Source organism: Micromonospora inyonensis, from assembly GCF_900091415.1.
Classification (GTDB): Bacteria; Actinomycetota; Actinomycetes; order Mycobacteriales; family Micromonosporaceae; genus Micromonospora; species Micromonospora inyonensis.
The window spans coordinates 3,275,912-3,296,932 of the sequence record NZ_FMHU01000002.1; the positions used below are offsets into that span (position 1 = coordinate 3,275,912).

At 72.1% G+C, this 21,021-nt stretch carries 21 protein-coding genes; 10 read left to right on the forward strand and 11 right to left on the reverse strand.

Annotated elements, in window-relative coordinates; all coding sequences use genetic code 11:
- Window positions 1-44 precede the first annotated feature (44 nt).
- Together GA0074694_RS28825 and GA0074694_RS28830 are read right to left on the reverse strand one after the other, a co-directional pair.
- A complete protein-coding gene (locus tag GA0074694_RS28825) occupies window positions 45-1,547 on the reverse strand; it encodes a sensor histidine kinase (protein ID WP_091463054.1) in 1,503 nt (500 codons plus the stop codon).
- A complete protein-coding gene (locus GA0074694_RS28830; protein ID WP_091463055.1) occupies window positions 1,544-2,200 on the reverse strand; it encodes a response regulator transcription factor in 657 nt (218 codons plus the stop codon). The genes GA0074694_RS28825 and GA0074694_RS28830 overlap by 4 nt, the downstream gene beginning before the upstream one ends.
- A 93-nt stretch (window positions 2,201-2,293) precedes the next feature.
- Here GA0074694_RS28830 and GA0074694_RS28835 point away from each other — a divergent pair, with 93 nt between their 5' ends.
- Together GA0074694_RS28835 and GA0074694_RS28840 are read left to right on the forward strand one after the other, a co-directional pair.
- Window positions 2,294-3,427: a LolA family protein gene (locus tag GA0074694_RS28835; RefSeq protein ID WP_091463056.1), complete on the forward strand. Its 1,134-nt coding sequence runs from the start codon at window positions 2,294-2,296 to the stop codon at window positions 3,425-3,427.
- A gap of 238 nt (window positions 3,428-3,665) precedes the next feature.
- Entirely contained in the window at window positions 3,666-5,888 is a 2,223-nt protein-coding gene (locus tag GA0074694_RS28840; protein ID WP_245715055.1) for a HelD family protein, read from the forward strand.
- Window positions 5,889-5,944: 56 nt separating this feature from the next.
- Here GA0074694_RS28840 and GA0074694_RS28845 read toward each other — a convergent pair whose 3' ends face one another.
- Entirely contained in the window at window positions 5,945-6,352 is a 408-nt protein-coding gene (locus tag GA0074694_RS28845) for a hypothetical protein (protein WP_425413674.1), read from the reverse strand.
- Window positions 6,353-6,630: 278 nt separating this feature from the next.
- Here GA0074694_RS28845 and GA0074694_RS28850 point away from each other — a divergent pair, with 278 nt between their 5' ends.
- Entirely contained in the window at window positions 6,631-6,966 is a 336-nt protein-coding gene (locus GA0074694_RS28850; protein WP_425413675.1) for a hypothetical protein, read from the forward strand.
- 98 nt (window positions 6,967-7,064) lie between these two features.
- Here GA0074694_RS28850 and GA0074694_RS28855 read toward each other — a convergent pair whose 3' ends face one another.
- The 4 genes from GA0074694_RS28855 to GA0074694_RS28870 all read right to left on the reverse strand — a co-directional run bounded on the left by GA0074694_RS28855 (window position 7,065) and on the right by GA0074694_RS28870 (window position 11,215).
- A complete protein-coding gene (locus tag GA0074694_RS28855; RefSeq protein WP_091463058.1) occupies window positions 7,065-7,994 on the reverse strand; it encodes a sporulation protein in 930 nt (309 codons plus the stop codon).
- 105 nt (window positions 7,995-8,099) lie between these two features.
- A complete protein-coding gene (locus GA0074694_RS28860) occupies window positions 8,100-8,819 on the reverse strand; it encodes an NUDIX hydrolase (protein WP_141714304.1) in 720 nt (239 codons plus the stop codon).
- The gene (locus tag GA0074694_RS28865) at window positions 8,809-10,308 is read right to left on the reverse strand and encodes a hypothetical protein (RefSeq protein ID WP_091463060.1); all 1,500 of its coding nucleotides are present in this window, start codon (window positions 10,306-10,308) and stop codon (window positions 8,809-8,811) included. The genes GA0074694_RS28860 and GA0074694_RS28865 overlap by 11 nt, the downstream gene beginning before the upstream one ends.
- A 142-nt stretch (window positions 10,309-10,450) precedes the next feature.
- Entirely contained in the window at window positions 10,451-11,215 is a 765-nt protein-coding gene (locus GA0074694_RS28870; RefSeq protein ID WP_245714960.1) for a cellulose binding domain-containing protein, read from the reverse strand.
- A 308-nt stretch (window positions 11,216-11,523) separates the two neighbouring features.
- Between GA0074694_RS28870 and GA0074694_RS28875 the strand changes: the two genes are divergently transcribed.
- From GA0074694_RS28875 to GA0074694_RS33470, 3 genes are read left to right on the forward strand one after another with little or no spacing between them, the layout of a single operon-like run.
- Complete coding sequence (locus GA0074694_RS28875; RefSeq protein ID WP_091463061.1) at window positions 11,524-12,486, forward strand: TIGR03557 family F420-dependent LLM class oxidoreductase; 963 nt, start codon at window positions 11,524-11,526, stop codon at window positions 12,484-12,486.
- Window positions 12,483-13,265 carry an alpha/beta fold hydrolase gene (locus GA0074694_RS28880; RefSeq protein WP_245714961.1) on the forward strand — a complete coding sequence of 261 codons (783 nt, stop codon included), beginning with the start codon at window positions 12,483-12,485 and terminating at the stop codon, window positions 13,263-13,265. The genes GA0074694_RS28875 and GA0074694_RS28880 overlap by 4 nt, the downstream gene beginning before the upstream one ends.
- The gene (locus GA0074694_RS33470; protein WP_245714962.1) at window positions 13,208-13,390 is read left to right on the forward strand and encodes an alpha/beta fold hydrolase; all 183 of its coding nucleotides are present in this window, start codon (window positions 13,208-13,210) and stop codon (window positions 13,388-13,390) included. Before GA0074694_RS28880 ends, GA0074694_RS33470 begins: the two co-directional genes overlap by 58 nt.
- A 301-nt stretch (window positions 13,391-13,691) precedes the next feature.
- Here GA0074694_RS33470 and GA0074694_RS28885 read toward each other — a convergent pair whose 3' ends face one another.
- Window positions 13,692-15,179 carry an NF041680 family putative transposase gene (locus GA0074694_RS28885; RefSeq protein ID WP_091463062.1) on the reverse strand — a complete coding sequence of 496 codons (1,488 nt, stop codon included), beginning with the start codon at window positions 15,177-15,179 and terminating at the stop codon, window positions 13,692-13,694.
- A 411-nt stretch (window positions 15,180-15,590) separates the two neighbouring features.
- Complete coding sequence (locus tag GA0074694_RS28890) at window positions 15,591-16,841, reverse strand: FAD-dependent monooxygenase (protein ID WP_091463063.1); 1,251 nt, start codon at window positions 16,839-16,841, stop codon at window positions 15,591-15,593.
- A gap of 42 nt (window positions 16,842-16,883) precedes the next feature.
- Here GA0074694_RS28890 and GA0074694_RS28895 point away from each other — a divergent pair, with 42 nt between their 5' ends.
- Both GA0074694_RS28895 and GA0074694_RS28900 read left to right on the forward strand, forming a co-directional pair.
- Window positions 16,884-17,456, forward strand: coding sequence for a TetR/AcrR family transcriptional regulator C-terminal domain-containing protein (locus tag GA0074694_RS28895; protein ID WP_218105833.1), 573 nt, complete (start codon window positions 16,884-16,886; stop codon window positions 17,454-17,456).
- Between the two features lie 147 nt (window positions 17,457-17,603).
- A complete protein-coding gene (locus GA0074694_RS28900) occupies window positions 17,604-17,747 on the forward strand; it encodes an RNA-protein complex protein Nop10 (RefSeq protein WP_245714963.1) in 144 nt (47 codons plus the stop codon).
- Window positions 17,748-17,836: 89 nt separating this feature from the next.
- On the opposite strand, the gene GA0074694_RS28905 is transcribed toward GA0074694_RS28900, so the two are convergent.
- Window positions 17,837-18,100, reverse strand: a complete 264-nt coding sequence (locus GA0074694_RS28905) for a hypothetical protein (protein WP_245714964.1) — start codon at window positions 18,098-18,100, stop codon at window positions 17,837-17,839.
- Here GA0074694_RS28905 and GA0074694_RS28910 point away from each other — a divergent pair.
- The gene (locus GA0074694_RS28910; RefSeq protein ID WP_091463778.1) at window positions 18,099-19,124 is read left to right on the forward strand and encodes a group II intron maturase-specific domain-containing protein; all 1,026 of its coding nucleotides are present in this window, start codon (window positions 18,099-18,101) and stop codon (window positions 19,122-19,124) included. The two genes, GA0074694_RS28905 and GA0074694_RS28910, sit on opposite strands and share 2 nt — an antisense overlap.
- A 107-nt stretch (window positions 19,125-19,231) precedes the next feature.
- Window positions 19,232-20,173, forward strand: a complete 942-nt coding sequence (locus GA0074694_RS28915) for a hypothetical protein (RefSeq protein WP_091463066.1) — start codon at window positions 19,232-19,234, stop codon at window positions 20,171-20,173.
- 44 nt (window positions 20,174-20,217) lie between these two features.
- On the opposite strand, the gene GA0074694_RS28920 is transcribed toward GA0074694_RS28915, so the two are convergent.
- On the reverse strand, window positions 20,218-21,018 hold the full coding sequence (locus GA0074694_RS28920; protein ID WP_091463067.1) for an endonuclease/exonuclease/phosphatase family protein: 801 nt from the start codon (window positions 21,016-21,018) through the stop codon (window positions 20,218-20,220).
- Window positions 21,019-21,021: the final 3 nt, after the last annotated feature.

Here is a 21,021-nt window from a genome sequence, read left to right on the forward strand (position 1 = left end):
GCCGGGCGGTCCTCCGCACCCGCCGGTGGGTCGGTCCCGGCCGGTCAGGTCTCCGCGTCCGGCAGGGCCGGCAGGTGCAACGAGACACGCAGGCCCGGCCCCGCGTCGGACAGCCGCACCGTGCCGCCGTGCAGCCGGACGAGTTCCCGGACGATGGCCAGCCCCAGGCCCGCGCCTCCGGCGTCCCGGGCCCGGGCGTCGTCCAGCCGGGTGAACCGGTCGAAGACCCGTTCCCGGTCGGCGGCCGGGATGCCCGGCCCGTCGTCGGTCACGGTGACCAGGTGGGTGCCGGCTCCGGGGTCGCCGGTCACCTCGATCACGACCGCGCTCCGGCAGTGGCGGACCGCGTTGTCGATGAGGTTCGTCAGGACGCGGTGCAGTTCGTCCGCGTCGCCGACCGTCCACCGGGGTCCGGACGCCGGCAGGACGCGTACCGGAGGGGAGGGGAAGCGGTCGGCGACGGCCCGGACCAGCTCGACCAGCTCGACCGGTCCGGTGGCCCGCCGCCCGCCCACCGCCCCGCGGCCCGGGGCTCCGGTCCCGGCGGCGGTGCCCGCGCCCACCGTCCCGGCGGCGGTGTTCCCGGCCTCGTCCAGGCGGGCCAGCAGCAGCAGGTCGTCGACGAGACGGCTGAGCCGTTCGGTGTCCGCGAGCAGGTCCCGGGACACCGCCGGCCAGTCGGTCCGCTCCCCCAGCCGCCCGGCCACCTCCAGTTCGGTACGCATGTTCGTCAGCGGGCTGCGCAACTCGTGGGCGGCGTCGGCGAGGAACGCCCGTTGCCGGGCCCGGGCCGCCTCCAACCGGGCCAGCATGTCGTTCAGGGTGATCGCCAAGCGGTGGATCTCGTCGCGGGACGCCGGCACCGGCAGCCGCCCGCCACCGGCCCGGCCGGTGATCTCCTCGGCGCCGCTGCGCAGCGCCTCCACCGGGCGCAGGGTGGCCCCGACCACCCGCCAGGCCACCCCGCCGAGGATCGCCACCAGCAACGGGAAGCTCACCAGCAGGACGAACCGGACCACCTCGGCGCTCTGCGTCACGTCCGCCATCGATTTGCCGACCAGGACGGTCAACGGCTCGGACGGCGTCCCAGCTGGCACGCTGACCACCCGCACCCGGCCGGGAAGTCCCAGCCGTTCCCCCCGGACGAAGGTGCGGTCCCGGGCGGAGTGGTCGATCCGGTCCACCGGCAGCATCGGCACCAGCCGGTCGGCGTCGATCGAGGCGGCCCGGACCCGCCCCTGCCGGTCGACCACCTGGACGCGCACCTGACCGGCGACCACCGGCAGCGGATCGGGCAGCGCGTTCTCGGCGGCCAGCAGCGCCACCGCGTCGGCGGTCCGGAACGCCTCGTCGTCGACGCTGCGTTGCAGGACGTGGCCGAGCGCGCCGAGCAGCGCCAACCCGCCCACCGCCAGCCCGACGGCCAGCCCGAGGACGCTGACCAGGGTCAGTCGACCGCGCAGCCCGATGGTGGGCGGCCGACGGCTACCCACCCGCGCCACCCGGACCGGCCCCGAGTCCTGGTCCCGCTCCGACGGTCGGGTCATGGCGTGAGGCGGTAGCCGGCGCCGCGGACGGTCTCCAGGTGGTGCCGGCCGATCTTGCGGCGGAGGTAGCCGACGTACACCTCCACCGCGTTCGGCGCGGTCTCCAGGCTGGCGTCCCAGACGTGGTCGAGCAGTTCGGTCTTGGAGACCACCTCTCCGGGGCGGCGCATCAGGTAGTCCAACAGGGCGAACTCCCGGGCGGTCAGGGCGATCTCGGCGTCGCCCCGGGTCACCCGGCGGCCGGCCGGGTCGAGGCTGAGGTCACCGACGGTCAGCACGGTGGGTCGTTGCGGCGCGCCCCGACGCAGCAGGGCCCGCAGCCGGGCCAGCAGCACCACGTACGAGAAGGGTTTGGTGAGGTAGTCGTCGGCCCCGCAGTCCAGCCCGTCGGCCTGGTCGTACTCGCCGTCCTTGGCCGAGAGCATGAGCACCGGCAGCCAGTGCTCCTCGGCGCGGAGCCGACGCACCAGCTCGTAGCCGGAGAGCCCGGGGAGCATCACGTCGAGGATCATCGCGTCGTACCCGCCGTGCCGGGCCGCCTCCAGCCCGGCCGGACCGGTGGCCGCCACGTCGACCGCGAAGCCCTCCGCCTGGAGGCCCCGTTGCAGGGTCCCGGCGAGCCGGGTCTCGTCCTCCACCACCAGCAGTCGCACGGGTCAAGGGTGCCACCGCCGCGCCGCCCGCCGGTTCGTTCTCCTCAGCACCTTCACAGCATCCGTCGGGCAGGATGGCGGAAGGAGGTGCACATGTCTGTTCTGACAAGCCGTCCGGCGTTGCGCTGGGTCGTGCCGACGGCCGCGACGGTCGTCCTGCTCGGGGGTGGCGCGGCGGTCGGCCGGTTCGCCGCCGAGGCCGAGCCGAGCCTGCCGCCGAGGAGCGCCGCCCAGCTCCTGGTCGACCTGCAGACGTCCCGGCTGGAGGGACTCTCCGGCACCGTGGTGCAGCGCGCCGACCTCGGCCTGCCGCCGCTGGTCGCCAGGGTCGCGGAGCGCCGCGAGGACCTGACCGCCCTGGTCGCCGGTACGCACACCATGCGGGTCTGGTACTCCGGCCCGGACAAGGCGCGGATCGCGTTCAAGGACACCATGGGCGAGCGGGACGTGATCCGCAACGGCACCGACCTGTGGGTCTGGAACAGCAAGAAGAACGAGGCCCACCACCGGACGCTGCCGGCCGACGCCGGGCAGCGGGCCGGTGCCGACCGGGAGCTGCCGGTCACGCCGGCCGAGGCCGCCGACCGGGCGCTGGCCGCGATCGACCCGAGCACCGAGGTCAGCGTCGGCCGGTCCGCGACGGTGGCCGGGCGGGACGCGTACGAGCTCGTGCTCAAGCCGAGGGACGCCGCCTCCCTGGTCGACCAGGTGCGGATCGCGCTGGACGCGAAGGAGCACGTGCCGCTGCGCTTCGAGCTCTTCGCCGACGCGGGGGACGCACCGGCGATCGAGGTGGCCTTCACCCAGGTCGACTTCGGCCGTCCGGCCGCCGACCAGTTCACCTTCAACCCGCCGCCGGGCGTGAAGGTGAACGAGGAGAAGTCCCCGGCACGTCCGGCAAGGCCGGAGCGGAGCGCGCCGGGGAAGCCGGGCGACGCGAAGGACCGGGACACCACCGTGGTCGGTGAGGGCTGGGCCGCCGTGCTGGTCGCCCGGACCGGTACCGGGACGGACCGGCCGGCGGGGAAGGACGCCCCCGCCAGCCAGCCGGAGAAGGCGGACGCCGCCGGACTGGACCTGCTCAACCAGCTGCCGAAGGTCAGCGGGGCCTGGGGCAGCGGCCGGCTCTTCTCCGGGACGATCTTCAGCGTGCTGCTCACCGACGACGGGCGGGTGCTCGCCGGCCTGGTCACGCCGGAGCGGCTCTACGAGGTCGCCCGCGGCTGACCCCGTCCGAACGACCATGACTCGCGTCACCGGAACCCGTTCCGGTGACGCGAGTTCTTTCCCGGGACTTGGTCGGCACCGCCCCGGCACGCTATCTTTCTCAGTTCAGACACAAAAAGAACGACCATTGAAAATGGCCGTTCAGCTTCATTTTATCGAATTGGGAGAGCGCTTGTCAACGCAGTCCGACGAGCAGCAGCACACCGACGAGATCGGCCGCGAGCAGGAGTACGTCTCGATGCTCTACCGCCGGCTGGACGGGCTGCGGGACCAGGCCGCCCACCGGCTGGCCGAGGAACTGCGCAGCGACGGTGGCACCATGCAGGCCCGGTCCCAGCGGGACACCGCCGTGCGGATGTACGCCGAACAGGTGGAGCAGTTCTCCGCCGTCGAGCAGGGGCTCTGCTTCGGCCGGCTGGACGCCGACGACGGCTCACGCCACTACATCGGCCGGATCGGGATCTTCGACACCCGCGACGACTACGACCCGCTGCTGATGGACTGGCGGGCCCCGGCCGCCCGACCGTTCTACCTCGCCACGGCGGCCAACCCCCAGGGCGTACGCCGCCGTCGGCACCTGCGGACCCGGGACCGCAAGGTGGTCGGGTTGCACGACGAGACCCTGGACCTGGCCAGCGCCTCCCCCACCGCGCACGAGGAACTGACCGGTGAGGCGTCCCTGCTGGCGGCGTTGGACGCCAGCCGTACCGGCCGGATGCGGGACATCGTCGAGACCATCCAGGCGGAACAGGACCGGGTGATCCGGGCCGACCTGGGTGGCGTGCTCGTCGTGCAGGGCGGGCCGGGCACCGGCAAGACCGCGGTCGCGCTGCACCGCGCCGCGTACCTGCTCTACACCCACCGCCGGGAACTCTCCAGTCGCGGCGTCCTGCTGGTCGGGCCGAACGCGACCTTCCTGCGCTACATCTCGCAGGTGCTGCCCACGCTGGCCGAGACCGGTGTGCTGCTGCGCACGCCGGGTGACCTCTTCCCCGGAGTGGCCGCCCACCGCGCCGAGTCGGCCCGGACCGCGGCGCTGAAGGGCCGGCTGGTGATGACCGAGGTGCTCGCGGGCGCCGTCCGGGACCGGCAACGGGTGCCGGACGAGCCGCTGGAGATCGAGCTGGAGCAGCGGGACGTGCTGACGCTGACCCCGCAGATGTGCCGGGAGGCGCGCGAGCGGGCCCGCCGTTCGGGCCGGCCGCACAACCTGGCCCGTGCCCTGTTCGACATCGAGGTCGTCCATGCCCTCGCCGACCAGGAGGCCGACCGCATCGGCGCGGACCCACTGGGCGGGGAGAACCTGCTCGACGAGGCCGACGTCGCGGAGATCCGCCGGGAACTGCGGGAGGAACCGGGCGTACGGACGGTGCTGGACGAACTCTGGCCGGTGCTGACGCCGCAGCGCCTGCTGGCCGACCTGTTCGCCGACCCGGACCGGATCGCCACCGCCGCGCCCATGCTCGACGAGGCGGAACGGGCGCTCCTGCACCGCGAACCGGGCGGGTGGGCCCCCTCCGACGCGCCCCTGCTCGACGAGGCCGCCGAACTGCTCGGCGAGGACGACCGGGCGGCCGCGGCCCGACGGGAACGGATCCGCTCGCAGGCGCGTGAGTACGCCGAGGGCGTGCTGGAGATCTGGCGGGGTTCCCGTTCCATCGACGTGGAGGACGAGGCGGACGGCGGTGAGATCCTCGGCGTCACCGACCTGCTCGACGCCGACCGGCTGCTGGACCGGCAGGAGACCGGCGACTCGCTGACCACCGCCGAGCGGGCCGCCGCCGACCGGAACTGGGCCTTCGGGCACGTCATCGTGGACGAGGCGCAGGAGCTGTCACCGATGGCCTGGCGGCTGCTGATGCGCCGCTGCCCGAGCCGGTCGATGACCATCGTCGGGGACGTCGCGCAGACCGGCGCGCTGGCCGGGACCCCGTCCTGGCGGGAGGCGCTGGAACCGTACGTCGCGGACCGGTGGCGGTTGGCGGAGCTGACCGTCAGCTACCGCACCCCGGCCGAGATCATGGCGGTCGCCGCCGACGTGCTCGCCCGGATCGACCCCGGACTACGCCCGCCCCGCTCGGTACGCAGCACCGGTGTCGAACCCCGGACGCTGACGGTCACCCGGGGGCGGCTCGCCGCCGAACTGGTCGACGTGGCCACCCGGGAGGTCGCCGGCCTCGGCGACGGCCGGCTCGGCGTGATCGTGCCGGCCGGACACGTCGACGAGCTGGGCGCGGCGGTGAGCGGGGCGCTTCCGGAGGCGGCGGTGGGCGAGCACCCGGAACTGGAGAGCCAGACCGTGGTGCTGACCGTCGCCCAGGCAAAGGGGCTGGAGTTCGACTCCGTCCTGCTGGTCGACCCGGACTCGATCGTCGCCGAGTCCCCGCGCGGTGAGAGTGACCTCTACGTCGCCCTCACCCGCGCCACCCAGCGCCTCACCACTCTCGTCCCCACCCCCTGAACCGCTCCACCCCACCCCCGCGCCGCCAGCGCGGGGGTGAGGTGGACAGGCGTGGGTCAGTCGTCGGTGAAGCCGCCGATCTGGCTGGCGGCGGAGGACTGGTCGCTGGTCGTGCTGCCGGCCGGCGTACTCAGGCCACCGGTGGTGGCGTCCCCGGTGGTGGTGGGGGCGACCGTGCCGGGGTGCCGTTCCGGCTGCCGGGCGATGCGCCGTACGCTCGCCGGTCCGGCGGTGCCACCGGTGGTGGTGACAGCTCCCTGGCCGCGGGTCGGGCCGCCGTCGCGCAGCACCTCCGGGTCGATCGGTACATCCGCCGGGTCGCCCGGGTCCTCACGTTGGAGCTGCTGCTGGACGTCGCTCGGGGGCGAGTTCACCTCGTTCAGGGCGTCCTCGCCGTAGGCCCCGGCGAGGAGTCGTTCCTCGCTCCGTCGGGCGGATTCGCGCATGTTCTCGGACACGTGGATCACCTCGCAGAAATGTCGGTGACCCGTTGCCTGCCCGACCCCGGCTCGGCTAAACGCGCCGGTCGGGGGCCGCGACCGGTGGCATCCGACCGGAGTTCCGGGTTACTGGCCCACCGACGCCGGGTAGCCAGGCGGTGCCCCGCCAAGTACCGCCCCGTGACCGGAACACGGAGTGGGGTGTGGGTGCAGGACTCATCGCATCCGAGGAGGACAAGATGAGCACGCAGGCTGCAAGCACCAGGCCGACCAACCGTCCGGCGCAGGACATGCCGACCAGGATGGGACAGGACATGCCGAACCGCGCGGTCGCGGAGGCACCGACGCGTCCGATGGCGGCCATGCACGACGGTCGTGCCGAGGCCGTGCAGGCACCCGGTACGGAGACGAAGAACGCGTTCCGTACCACGGAGTTCTGGGTCTACATCGCCGCCGTGGTCGGTGTTCTGGCCGCCTCCCAGCTGGTCGGACGGAACTCGACCGGGGTGGACGTCTTCCGGGCCGACAACGCCTGGTTCATGGTCACGCTGCTGACCATCGGTTACCTGGCTAGCCGTGGTCTGGCCAAGGCCGGCAGCGCCTTCCGCAGCGGCGCGGAGCGCACCGCCCGGCACTGACCGACCGGGATGAACGGTACGGCCGGTCGTCGACCGGCGTCACCGCGACGGTGGCCTCCGGGGGTTCCCCGGAGGCCACCGTCGTCGGCAGGCGCGGGTCACTCCTCGAAGAAGTCGCCCTCGAAGGCGTCCTCGAGCATCTCACCGGCGACCATGCCGCCGGCCATGCCGAGGGCCGCGCCGGCCACCATGCCGCCCATGCCCGCCCCCCGGCCGTGGCCGTGCGAGGTGAAGCCGTGCGGGCGCATGCTGCCGTGACGGGTGATGGTGTCGCGGAGCCACCCGTCGACCACCTGGGTCCAGTCGACCCGGTCGGCGTCGGTGTGGGCGACCGGGTAGCGGCCGAAGGTGTCCTGCCCGGGGGTGAGCAGCCCGCCGCGCTTGTCGCACTCCAGGATCACGTCGACGCCCTGCTGGCTGGTCACGAAGGTCAGCTCGACCTGGTTGACCGTCTGCGCGTACTGCGGCGCGGCGAAGTACTCGATCTCCTGGTAGAAGGGCAGCGTCTGCTGCACGCCGTAGATGTGCCCCCGTTCCAGGTCGGCGCTCCGGAACTGGAAGCCGAGACGCTGGAACGCCTCCAGGATCCGCTCGTGCACCGGCAGCGGGTGCACCGAGACCTGGTCCAGGTCGCTCTTGTCGACCGCACGGGCGATCGCCAACTCGGTCCGCAGCCCCATGGTCATGCCGTGCAGGCGCTGGCCGTACACGTCGGTGATCGGGGTCTCCCAGGGCACCGGCAGCTGGAACGGGATGGAGAGCTGCTGCTTCGGGGCGAGCTGGAGCGCGCTGCTGACCCTCATCCGGTGGAACTCCATCACGCCCGCGTACTCGCCGTCGCCGGTCTCCACCTCGACCCGCGCGACCAGCCCGACGGCGATCTGCTCGATGTTCGCCGGAGCGTCCCCGCCAACCAGGTTGACCTGGCCGTCGAGGGTGAGGCCGGGGCGGGTGTTCGGGTTGGTGAGGACGGTGTCCACACTCGGCCCGCCGACGCCGAACGCGCTCAACATCTTCTTGAAGACCATGTCGCAAACTCCCGGAAGATCGCACCGGTGCTCCAGGTGGAGCCGGACGCCACTCTCCGCACCCTAACCGCTCCTACTGGGAACTACCTGGGAGGACACCACTGGTCACAGCGGACCGGCCGGTCCGGAGGGCCGGGTGGAGAGCAGCCCACGCAACCAGGCCCGCGTCCACGCCGCGATGGTGAACGAGTCGGTGACGACGCCGTCCCGAATCAGCTCGCCCACCTTCTCCGGCGGGTACGTCCGGGCGGCCCGGATTCCCTCCAACGCGTCCAACGGCCCGAGCTCCGCTATCTCCACCAGATAGAGATGGACCCGGTCGGTGGCGGTGCCGGAGTCCGGGTGCAGCAGCCCGAGGTCGACCACCCGCGTGGGTACCGTCCCCAGTTCCTCCCACAGTTCCCGGGCGGCCTGCTCCACCGCCGGCACGCCGGCTGCACCGAACCCGCGCGGGGCTTCGAGCTGCCAGCCCCGGACGGCGTGCCGGAAGTGCTCCACCAGGACCACCGCGCCGTCGAGCACCGGCAGCAGCACCACCCCGTCCGCATCGTTGCCCGGCATCAACCGGATGTACGTCCCCAGCGAGCCGTCGGAGAAGCGGACCGGGTCACGGACCAGGGTGACGTACTCGTCCTGGTAGGCCACCCCGACCCGGCCCCACTCCGTCGGCAGGCCCCGCTTCCGGAGCACCTCGGCCTTGGCCCGCTCCGCTGCCATCACCTCCTCCGGTTCGTGGAGGATGTGCACCGCGGCGTCCGGCGGGTTGGCGAAGTGCTCGGGCTGCCGCTCGCGCATCGCAACGTACTGCTCCCAGTTACTGGTCACCGTCTTCCCCCTGCGCTCGGTCGATGTTCGGCTCGCCGTCGCGGTCCGCGTCCCCGTCGGTGATCGGAAAGCCCATCTCCCGGAGTCGCCGGACGAGTTCCCGCCAATCCTCCCCGGCCCGTTGCAGACGCACGCGCATCACGTCGATGCCGGTGCTCAGTTCCCGGGCGGCACGTCGCTCGTCCCGCCCGACCACGGCGAAACGGAGCACGGCGGTCGCGGCCCGGGCGACCACCTCGGTCGGCACCTCGCCGACCACCTCGAGCCGCGGATGGCCGTCGAAGACGACCGAGAGGACGGCACCGGACACCTCGACGGTGACCCGGATCGCCGGATCCCAGACGTTCATCCGTTCCTGTCGGCGCTCGCCCACGATCTCGGCCAGCCGCCCAGCGAGTGCGACGTACCGGTCGTAGAGCCGCTGGGACCGGTCGACGAAGTCGAGCGGCTCGTCGAGCAGCGCCTGCAGGGCGGCGACGTAGTCGCGCCACTCTTCGGTCTGCCGGGCCTGCCGCACGTGGTGCAGCTCCAACCCGGTCAGGTCGAGCCGCAGCGGCAGCTGCGCCAGGTCGAAGACCTGTGGCCGGAGTGTCTGGACCACCTCCAGCAGGTCGTCGAGTCCGCGCCGCACCTGTTCCGGCCGGCGGTACTCCTGCATCGCCGTACGGCGGAGCGAGTCCGCCGGGGTCAACGGGTACCTGTCGACGGCGTCCGGGAGGGTGGTGTTGTACCTCAGGTCCACGAGTTGCTTGAGCTCGGCCACCAGCGGATCGGTGCGGAAGATCCCGTCCGCCGGGTTGGTGCCCGGCTCCACCAGGAACTCCTGGTAGAAGCTGTTACGGGTGACCTGCTCGACGTCGACCGCCCAGTTGTTGATCTCCCGCAGCCGGCGCTTGAGCCCCGGTCGGTCCTCGTCGCGCAGGCCCAGGTCCCGCTCCAGCTGGGGCAGGTCGAAGACGGCCATGTCGACCAGGAACCGGCGGAACTCGGCGTACATGCAGCGCTGGGTGAGTCGCTCGTTCTCGTCGTCGTCCCACGACAGTCGCAGACAGCGGACGGAGTCCACCTCGTCGAGGACCCGCAGCCAGGCCGGCCAACCGGCCGAGTCGACGCCGAACTGCGGTTCCTCGGAGGGGTTGCGTTCCCGCAGCAGGAAGGGCACGATCACGCCCTCGTCGAGCAGGTCCCGGAACGCCTCGCGCTGCGGGCCGGTGGAGACGAAGTCCCGGTGGACGACCGGGTTGTTGAAGAAGTACGCCCGGTTGATGACCACCTGCTCGGCGTTCAGGATCGACCGGAGGTACTCGGCCCGCGCGTCACGCTGACGTTGCCGCTCCACGTCCCGGTACGACCGCCGCCGCTTGATGATCTCGGTGAGCAGGTCCTCGGTGACCCACTGGTTGTCGAGGCACTGGGCGACGACCGCGACCCGCGCGAGGTCCCGGTTGTCGAGCTGCGCCCGACGGGCACCGCTGAAGAGTTCCGACATGACGCTCCCATGTGGATTGACCGTTCCCCCACAAGGATCATGACGGACCGGTGCCAGCCGACGACGCGGCGCCGGGCCGACCCTGCGGCCGACCGGCGCCGGGACCTGCCCATCGGGTCGTCCCGCTCCGGGAGGGTCGGGGTCAGGCGGCGGTGCAGGTGGGCGCCGGGGCGGTGGTGCCGCCCGGCGCGGAGCCGATGAAGCCGAAGGTCGTGCTGGCCCCGGTGCCGAGGTTGCCGTTGTAGCTGACGTTCCTCGCGGTGACGGACGAGCCGCTGCTGGTCACCGTGGCGTTCCAGGACTGGTTGACGGTCTGGCCGTCGGCGAAGGTCCAGGTCACCGTCCAGCCGCTGATCGCGGCGGAGCCGGCGGTCACCTTGACCTCGCCCTGGAAGCCGCCCTGCCACGAGCCGACCACCGCGTACGCCGCCGTGCAGCCGCCCGGCGGAGGGGTGGTGGGCGGAGGGGTGGTCGTGGGGGGCGGGGTGCCGACGAAGACGGTGGCCTCCTTCGCGGTCTGCCTGATGCCGTTGACGCCGTTGAAGATCCGCTGACCCCAGCTGCTCAGGTTGGCCGGGTCGAAGTCGACGGCCATGTCGAGGTACTCGACGCCACCGCCGTTGCCGCTCCACGACCAGCCCAGGTAGCCGATGCCGTTGGCCTGACTGTAGGAGAGGATGGCGTCCTCGTCCGGGTCACCGTCGGAGTGGTGGTGGCCGAACCCGCCGACCACGATGGGCAGTCCGGCCGTCCGGAGCGCCTTGATGCTGGCGAAGGAACTGGTCTGGTGGGTGTACCAGGTGTGGGCGTGGTTGACGCCGCGCATGACGAATTCCGCGCCGTTGGCGTCGTACAGCTTGCCGTTGGCGACGGGTGAACCCGGTCGCGGCGTGCGCCGGCTGCCCACCGAACGCCACCAGGCCCACGACGAACGCGAGCAGGGTGGCGGCGACGACGGGGAGTCGTGTCCTCATGGCCTTCCTCAGGGATGACCCCCGGCCCGAAGGGGGTGAGAGGTGTGACGAGGGGCGGCTGCAGCCCCACAGCCGCGCCCGACTCCACGGCGCGGGATCAGCGTAGGCCGATGCGTCTCCGGCGGCAACCTGAACCGGTCAAGAGTAACCGTTCCCCGGTCCCGCAGGGACGACCGACGGAGGGTTGAGGGGCGGGGCCGGGGGTAAGCCGGAGGGATCGGTGCGGCGAGAGGAGCGTGCGATGGTCAACGTCGGCTACACCCTGATGTGCGAGCAGGCCGGCCCGAAGCAGCTGGTCGACTACGCGGTACGGGCGGAGGCGGCCGGCTTCGACCAGCTCGTCATCTCCGACCACTACTACCCGTGGCTGGACTCGCAGGGCCACTCGCCGTACGCCTGGTCGGTGCTCGGGGCGGTCGCGCACGCCACCAGCCGGGCGGAGCTGATGTCCTTCGTGACCTGCCCGATCCGGCGCTACCACCCGGCGGTCGTGGCGCAGAAGGCCAGCACCATCGGCGTCCTGGCCGACGGCCGGTTCACCCTCGGCCTCGGGGCCGGGGAGAACCTCAACGAGCACGTGGTCGGCGGCTGGCCGCACGTGCAGCAGCGGCACGAGATGTTCGAGGAGGCGTTGCAGATCATCCGACCGCTGCTCAACGGGGAGACGCTGACCTTCTCCGGCAACCACTACGACGTGCCCGACGCGTACGTGTGGGACCGGCCGGAGCGGCCGGTGCCGATGGCGATCGCCGCCTCCGGCCGGCAGTCCGCCACGCTGGCGGCCGAGTACGGCAACGGCATCGTCGCCACCGAGCCGGACCGGCACATCATCCAGATGTACGACGACGCGGGCGGCGTGGGCCAGCCCCGCTACGGCCAGGTGGCGATCTGCTACGGCCCGGACGAGGCCGAGTGCCGCAAGATCGTGCACGACCAGTTCCGCTGGTTCGGCCTGGGCTGGAAGGTCAACGCCGAACTGCCCGGCCCGGACTCGTTCGAGGCGGCCAGCCAGCACGTCCGCGAGGAGGACGTCGCCGAGGGCATCTCCTGCGGCCCGGACGTCGAGAGGCACGTCGCCGCGTTCCGGAAGTTCGTCGACGCCGGCTTCAGCCATGTCGCCATCGTCCAGGTGGGCGGGGACAGCCAGCCGATGTTCCTCGACTGGGCGCGCGAGGAGCTGCTGCCCCGGCTGCGCGAACTGTGAACGCCCCGCCCGTCCCGGCCCCGAGGGGTGCCGGGCACGACCGGACGACCGGCCCGGCACCGGAGGGGTTCGGCTGGGCGCAGCTACGGCTCGCGCTGGCCGCACCGCGCCCGGTGGCGGGGCTGACCAGCGAACACCGGCTAGTGGACGGGATCCGCACGCACTGCCGGCGCTCCGCCACCCCGGCCGGTGGGCAGCTGCCCGTACTGCTGGTGCACGGCCTCGCCGTCTCGCACCGGTACCTCACCCCGCTCGCCACCGCCCTGGCCCCCACGCATCCGGTCTACGTGCCGGACCTGCCCGGCTTCGGGTTGAGCGGGCCGCCCCCACGGCCGTACGACGCGGTCCGGCACGCCGCGCACCTGGCCGCCTGGCTGGAGGCGTACGCCCTGGCGCCGGTCTGCGTGCTCGGGCACTCGTTCGGCGCGGAGGTGGCCGCCGCGCTCGCCGCCCGGCACCCCGACGCGGTACGGGCGGTCGTGCTGGCCGGGCCGACCAGCGACCCGGCCGCCCGGTCCCGGTGGGGCCAGGCCCGCCGGTGGCTGCTGGACACCACCCGCGAGGCGAGGCTCCAACTTCCGGTCCTGCTCCGCGACGTCCGCGACGCCGGCCCGCACCGGGTGTACGCCACCCTGGCGCACTCGGTGCGCAACCCGGTGGAGACGACCTGGCCCGGATCACCGTGCCCACCCTGGTGCTCACCGGCGCGCGGGATCCGATCGTGCCGCCCGCCTGGCGGGAGACGGTCGCCCGACTGGTCCCCACGGCGGCTCTGGTGACCGTGCCCGGCGCGGCGCACAACGTCGCCACCACGGCACCGGCGCGGGTGGCCGACGCGGTCCGCGCCTTCCTCACCCGACCCGACCTCCTCGACGGACAGGTGGACACCCATGCGCATCGGTAACACGGAGGTCCGGCCGCTCGGCGGCGGCCTCGGCTGCCTGCTGATGATCCTCTTCTCGGTCCTCGCCTCGATCGTGCTGACCGTCCTGGTCAACACGGTGCTCTGAGCACCCCTCCCAGACAGCCATGGTTCTCGATATCCACCGCCAGCAACATGACCCGCACGCACCCAGGGCGTTGATCGGCGGGACCGGTTTGGACAGGTGGTTGCCTCGCCGGTCCTTTAGAGCTGCCCCGTTTGTGGGGCAGCGGTTCACACGAGTTGGTCGGTCTGCTGGCGGCAGAGATCGCTAGCTTGATCTTTAACCTGTGCGGCGCGGCCGGGGATTGGCCGATTTCTTCTTCGAAGAGGTTGTCTTCCTGGTCGCGTTGCTGGTGGCGATGTGGACGTCGTAGCGGCGGGTGGGATGGCGGTTGGGTCGTCCGGGTGGGCGGCCGGGTCCTGGTCGGGTGGGTTTCGGTGCACCGGCGGGACAGGGGCTGTTGGCGCGCAGGTGCCGAAATCCGCGGCGGACCCGGGCGGGGGTGAGCCGTTCGGGTGGGGCTGGTCGTTCCCAGGGGCGACGCAGGTCGGAGGCGAGGGGGCGGGCTAGCCGTAGCTGGGTGTAGGCGGCGATGATCAGCCAGGTCCAGCGGTCGGCGGCGTGCGGGTCGCGCAGTTTCGGCACGCACCAGCCGAGGGTCTGCTTGAGCAGCCGGAAGGTGTGTTCGATGTCGAAACGGCGTAGGAACGCCTGACACAGCAGGTCGATCATGGTCGGGTCGGGGTTGTCGCCGCCGGACTGGTGGCCGAGGCCGGTGAACCACCACAGCCAGACCGGCTTCGCGGTCGCGCCGGAGGGCAGCCGTTGCACGTCCAGGCGGATGAGGGTGCCTTCCAGGATGGGCAGCTCAGGGCAGTCGGCCCAGGCGGCGCGGCGGGTCAGCCTGGGGTGCAGCCGGTGCCAGGCACGGGCGGTCGCGGTGCCGTAGAGGCGGGTCTCGGTCACGGTGGTGACGTCCGGGGTGCCCCAGCTGGCCGGGTCGCCGAAGATGAACTCGCTGCCATGCCGTGGTGGCCGACCGCACTTGGGGCCCGGTATCCATGGCCCCGGCGGGCGGCGCAGCACCCGGTCGGATCGCATCCGGGCCAGGACGCGTACCGGCAGGTCCCGTAGCAGCCAGGCCAGCCGGGCCGCGTCGTAGCCGGCATCCATCACCACCCAGACCGCCGGGTCACCAGGCTGCCAGTGCCCGGCGGTGATCAGGCGGTCCACCACCGCGCGCAGCTGCTCGGCGGTGACCGCGGCCAGCTCGGTGCCCGGGGCCAGCCGGACCGCGTCCAGCGGCGCGGTCCACGAACTGCGCCCGGACTCCAGGGCCACCACAAACGAGTACGGCCAGCCCGGCACACCGATGTGCTGGTCTTTGCCACGGCCGTAGGTGTGGCACAGGATCCGCTCCGGCACGGTGTGCGCTTCCGGCCGCAGCCAGCAGGTGACATCCACGGCCAGGACGATCCGCCCGTCGGCGGCCCGTGGCATCGGCATCGAGGCCACCACGGTCCGCAACCGTTCCACATCGATCCGACCGGCGCCAAGCGCGTCGTACAACGCGCCGTGACCTCGACGGTGCTCCGCCACCAGGGACAAGGCCGGCAGCGACCGTACCGGCCCGTCCGCGCACAACACCGCGTCGGCCAACTCGAACAGCGCATCAGCTCTGGCGCTCAGACAGCGATGCAGTTCCGTACGGAACGTCGCGAGGTCCCCAACCGCGCTTCCACGCGCGGCGTCATGCACACTGATCATCCCGCAGCCCTTGGTCCTGATCTTCTTCCCTAGACAAGAGGAATGATCGATCAAGGGCTGCGGCCATGATCGCCCGGGGGGGGGCGATGCAACCGACCCAGGTTAAAGATCAAGCTAGGGCCTGTGTCGAAGCCACAGGCGTTCGCGCCGCGCCGGCAGGCAGGCCGGAATTGGCGAGGTCGATGCGCCAGTCGTTGCTGCGGCATCAGGGATGCCGCTACCCGGCGGGTACTCGAAATTGCAGGGCCGAGGAGAGTGAAGCCAAGGCGGTGGCAGAGTGCGTTGGAGGGGGCGTTCTCGACCGCGCGGCCCGCCTCTCCGGCGCGCGCGAACGCGGTTATCCGGCTCACTCGATTCGCGCCGCGTCTACCGGCCGAGGAACATCATCGGCCCGGTAGACGCGGCTGGTTCTCAAGCAGCGAGGTGGCCGTCCGCCCGCACGGTTCCGGCCTTGGTATCGACGGTCGCACCGGTGCGCAGCAGCTCGAAGAGGCGACCGCCGGGCAGCTGCTGGTCGGCGACGCGGCGGCCGGTGGCGTAGGTGACGTCCAGGCCGGAGAGCCGCTCGGCCAACTGCCGGGACATGTCCGGCGCGGTGGCGATCAAGGCGCTGATCACCGCGCGCAGCGCCTGGCCCTCGGCGGTGTAGGCGGCGTTCATTAGGGCGGTCTGGGCACGGGTGTGTTGGAGCAGGTCGGCGCCGACCGGGTGCCTTTCCTCGTGGTAGGTGTCCAGCAGCGATTCGGGGGCCCGGCCGGTGACCACAGCTGCGAGTTTCCAGCCGAGGTTGTGGGCGTCCTGGATACCGACGTTCATACCGACTCCGCCGGTCGGGAAGTGCATGTGCGCGGCGTCGCCGGCCAGCAGCACGTTGCCCTTGCGGTATTGCGCGGCTTGCCGGGTGGCGTTGCCGAAACGAGACAGCCACTTCGGGTCCCGCATGCCGTAGTCGGTTCCGGCGATCCGGCGCACCGTGGCGCGTAGTTCATCGAGGGTGAGTTCGCCGGGCCACGCCGGGTGGTCAGTGGTGGGATCTCCGAGGACGATGCGGTGGATCCCGCCGGGCAGCGGGACGATCATCAGACCGCCGTCCGGGCCGGCCACGTTGACGCCTCCCGCCGGCGGTGCGCCGAGCACGACGTCACCGAGTGAGCCCCAGGTGGTGGTGTCGGTGCCGGGGAAATCGATGCCCGCGGCGGTGCGCACGGTGCTGCGCGTGCCGTCGCAGCCGACGACATAGCGACCGGCGATGACCTCGCCGCCCGCCAGTGTCACACCTTCGGCGGTCAGGCCTTCGACCCGCTTACCTCGCCGGATGGTCGCGCCCAACCGGCGAGCCCGCTCTTCGAGGAGTTCTTCCGTGCGCGCCTGGAGCAGGGCCAGGGTGAACGGGTACGGCGTGTCCAGCTGAGAAAAGTCAAGCCGGTCCGGCAATCCGGCGAAGTGCCCGTTCGGAATCCGCAAGCCCTCAGCCAGGAACGCCTCCAGCACACCCCGGCAATCGAAGAGCTCGAGCGTACGCGGATGGATGGTGAGCGCCTTGGAGTGCGGGTCCCGTTCCTCGCGTGCTTCCAGAACGACCACGGCCGCCCCGCCCAGCCGCAGCTCAGCGGCGAGCCACAGGCCGGTGGGGCCGGCGCCCACGATGACGACGTCGCACATGCGAACCTCCTTGGTCAGTGACCAAGAGAGTAGGCTAGGTCAGTGACCAAGAGTCAAGCGGATGTGGTCCGCGTCGCCCTGGAACTCCTCGACGAGCAAGGCGTCGGCGCGGTCTCGATGCGCGCCATCGCGCAACGTCTGGGCGTACGCATGAACACCGTGCTGTGGCACGCGAAGAGCAAGGCCCGCCTCGACGAACTGATGGCCGACGCGATCGTCGCCGGTGCCTCCCTCGACGGGCTGCCCACGCCCTGGCACGAAAGGGCCGCCGAGATAGCCCGGCGCTACCGGGCCGCCCTACTCGCCCACCGCGACGGCGCGACCGTGGTAGCCGGGACGTACGCCGCCGAGCCGGCCACCCTGGACCTGGCCGATACCCTGATCGCGGCACTGCTCGACGGTGGCTACCCGGAGCGCGAGGCCGCCTGGACCGCGTTCAATCTGGTCTACTTCGTGCTCGGCCTGGCCCAGGAGGAACAGGCGCTGCCCCAGCGACCGATCACCGCAGAGGCAATCGGCGAGCGGTCCGCACTGCAACGGGTGCTGCCCGCCCTCAACGACGTCTCGTTCGACGAACGGTTCGCCTTCGGCGTCGCCCGGCTGCTGGCACGCTGACTTGCCTGACGATCGCTTGGCTCGGCCGATCCTCCGGCTGGCTTCCGTACCGGCAAAACCGGCACCGCCTGCGGCAGGTGGCAGGCCTGCACAGTCCCGCGACCGCTGGGCCGGGCCGACGAACCTCGGCGGAAGGTGAGAGTGCTCGTGACGTCCCAGATCCTGTCGGTCGTGTTCGGCGGGCTGATGCCGGGGTTCCTGCTCGGCCTGCTCGCCTTCCGGGTCAAGTCCCGCTGGTGTCCGCGCTGCGGCGAGCACACCGAACCCGCCCACCCGGCGGAGCGGCGATGAACGCGCCCCGCCAGCCCGACCGCCGGGACCTACCCATCGGCCGACGCGTCGCACAACTACGCGCCCGACGCGGCATGAGTTGCCCTGTGTCAAGCCGCCACTTGATGATCTTGTTTGAGCAGGTGTTGGAGGGCTCGGTGGCGGTCCGGGTCGTAGGGGGTGTTGGTGGTCCAGCACTTCCAGATGATGTCCAGCCAGGCGCGGGCCAGGATACGGACCGCGTGGGGATGGTCGTGGCCGCGGGCTCGGGCTCGTTGGTAGAGGTCGGCGGCCCAGGGGTTGGCGTGGCGGCTGTCACCGGCAAAGTCGCAGACGGCGTCGCCGCAGGGTGGGGTGATCAGCCCGTTGCTCATGAACGTTGCTCTGCACGGCATGGAGGCCGCCGCCGGGGTCCGCTACCACGTCACCGGCACCCGTGCCGGACAGACGGTGGATGGCTGCCCGGTGGTGGTCCGCTACGCTGACGATCTTCTCGCGCTGTGCCACTCCCGTGAGCAGGCCGAGCAGGTCAAGGCGCGGCTGGGGGCGTGGTTGACGCCCAGGGGTCTGGTCTTCAACGAGGACAAGACCCGCATCCTGCACCTGAGTGAAGGTGTGGATTTCCTGAGCTTCAATATTCGCCGCTACTCCAACGGCAAGCTGCTGACCAAGCCGAGCAACGATGCGTCGCGGCGGATCCAGAAACGGCTGTCCACCGAGGTGAGGGCCCTTCGAGGGCCGAACGCCGACGCGGTGATCGGAAGGCTCAACCCGATCATCAACGGGTGGGCCGCCTACTACCGGATCGGGGTGTCCAAACGCGCCTTCGGCGCGCTGGACGCCCACCTGTGGAAACCGACCTACAAGTGGGCCAGGTCCACACACCCGAACAAGGCGAAGCGCTGGGTGACCACCCGGTACTTCGGCGAGTTCAACCCGGCCAGGCGTGACAAGTGGGTGTTCGGAAGCCGGGACACTGGCTTCTACCTGCGTAAGTTCGCCTGGACACCGATCGTCCGGCACCGGATGGTCGCAGGAACGGCGTCTCCGGACGATCCACGCCTGACTGACTACTGGCACCAGCGGCGACGCCGCAACCCTCCCCCGATCGGCACGATCACGCTGCGGCTCCTACGAGCCCAGCAAGGCCGATGCCCGATCTGTCGAGGGCTGCTGCTCCACGCCGAGCACGAACCACAGTCCCCCCACGAATGGGAACAGTGGCTCACCGCCACCCGCACGGCGATCCGCAAACACGCGGTCACCGCCCGGGGTGCCGGCACACCGGACGAACGCGCCGCAACCCGACTCATACACACCTCCTGCCACCGCCGGATCACCAACGGCGGCAACAGGACAGCGCAGCCACCTGCCCGCAAGCCTTCAGGGTTCGCCTGAGCCGGCTGCCTGGAAATCGGGCACGGCCGGTTCTGAGGGGGCCCCGGCGCAGCAATGCGCCGGGGCTACCCGACGAACGCGGTGTCCGCACCCTCGACCGCCTCCCCATGATTGAAACAGTCGCCGCCGCCCTCGGCGTCGCGCCCGGCATCCTGCTCGGCCGGCGCGTCCAGCGCGCACCCGCCACCGACGCCACCACCGCCATCGAACGCGTCCGCGAAGCCCTCGCCAGCTACCACACCCCCGGCACCGCCAACCGCGACCGGCCGCCGTCCGTCGCCGCCCTCGACCACCAGGTCGGATACGCCTGCTCGGCATACCGCCACGCCCACCACGCCCAGGTCCTCAGGATGCTGCCCGACCTGCTCGCCGCCGCCCGTCCCGCCCACCACCCGACCCCGACAGCCGGCGCTCTTCTCCTGGTACGCGTCTACCGGCTCACCGCCCAGACGCTGGTCAAGCTCGGTGAGCCGCACCTCGCCTGGCTCGCCGCCGACCGGGCCATGACCACCGCAGCCGGGGACCCGTGCCGCACCGCCCTGGCCGCCGTCCCCCTGGCCCAGGCGCTGCGCACGCTCCACCGGGGCCGGCTGGCGCTGACCGTCGCCACCACCGCCGTATGCCCCCTCGACCTGACCCCGCACCGCGAATCCCCGCCGGACCACCTCGCCCTGGCCGGGACGCTCCTCACCGAAGCCGCCCTCGCCGCCGCCACCTGCGGCGACCCTGCCGCCGTGGACGACCTCACCGACCGCGCCGCCCACCTCGCCGTCACCCTGCACCACCGCGCCACCACCACCGACGCCTGGCATCGGCTACCCGCCGAACACCGCGCCGCCCACCTCATCGACATCACCCGAGCCCACCTCGACCTCGGCGACCACCGCGCCGCCGGCCGCGCCCTGCTCACCGCCGACCAGATCGCCCCCGCCGAGGTACGCCTCCGACCCGCCGCCCACACCATCCTGACCGTCGTACTCCGCGCCGGCCCCACCCCGGCCGACCTCACCCGCCTCGCCGCCACCATCGGCCTGGCCGTGTCACCGTGACGGGCCGGCGCGGGAATGGTGGCGGGGGTTTCGCGCGCGCCCGGTCAGGCCGGGGTGAGGTCGAGGTCCACGACGACCGGGTAGTGGTCGGAGGCGTACTCGGTCGCGCCGCCCCGCACCACCCGGCAGTCCCGCGCCAGCGCGGCCAGCTCGGGCGTGCCGAACAGGTAGTCCAGGCGCATTCCGGAGAACTCGGCGCCCCCGTCGTACCGGGTCGGGGCGGTCTCCGGTTTCCCCGACCCGGCGTGGGTGAACAGGTCGACCAGCCCGGCCCGGTGCAGTCGGGCCACCGCGCGAGTCTCCACCGTGCCGTCGCGGCGCAGGTGCCGCCGTTGGTACGCGGCCGGCAGCCGGGCGATCCGCGCGGTGTGGTCGACGCCCGGTTCGAGGGTGTTCAGGTCCCCGGCGAGCAGCGCCGACTCCCCCGGTGCCCGGCGCAGCGCGGCGGCCAGCCAACCCGCCTCCAGCAGACGTCGCCGCCCGCAGTACGGGTCGAGGTGGGCGCTGACGACGGTGAACGGCCCGGCCTCGGCGGTGGCCAGGGTGACCCGCTGCGCGGCGTGGTGGAACGGCCGGCGTACCGGGGCGGCGGAGAGCACCCGCCACGGCGGGCGGACCAGCACCGCCACCGGCTGGCCGAACCAGCTCCGGGCCAGGTGCACCCGCATGCCGACCGCGTCGCCGAAGCGCTCCGCCACGTCGGCCGCGTCGAAGCCGCGCAGCTCCTGGAGGGCCAGGACGTCCGGCCACTGGTCGCCGACGACCCGGACCAGCCGGTCCCGGCGGTCGGGGCCGGTGCGGTCCCGACCGCCGGTCCGGATGTTCCAGGTCATCACCCGCAGCATCGC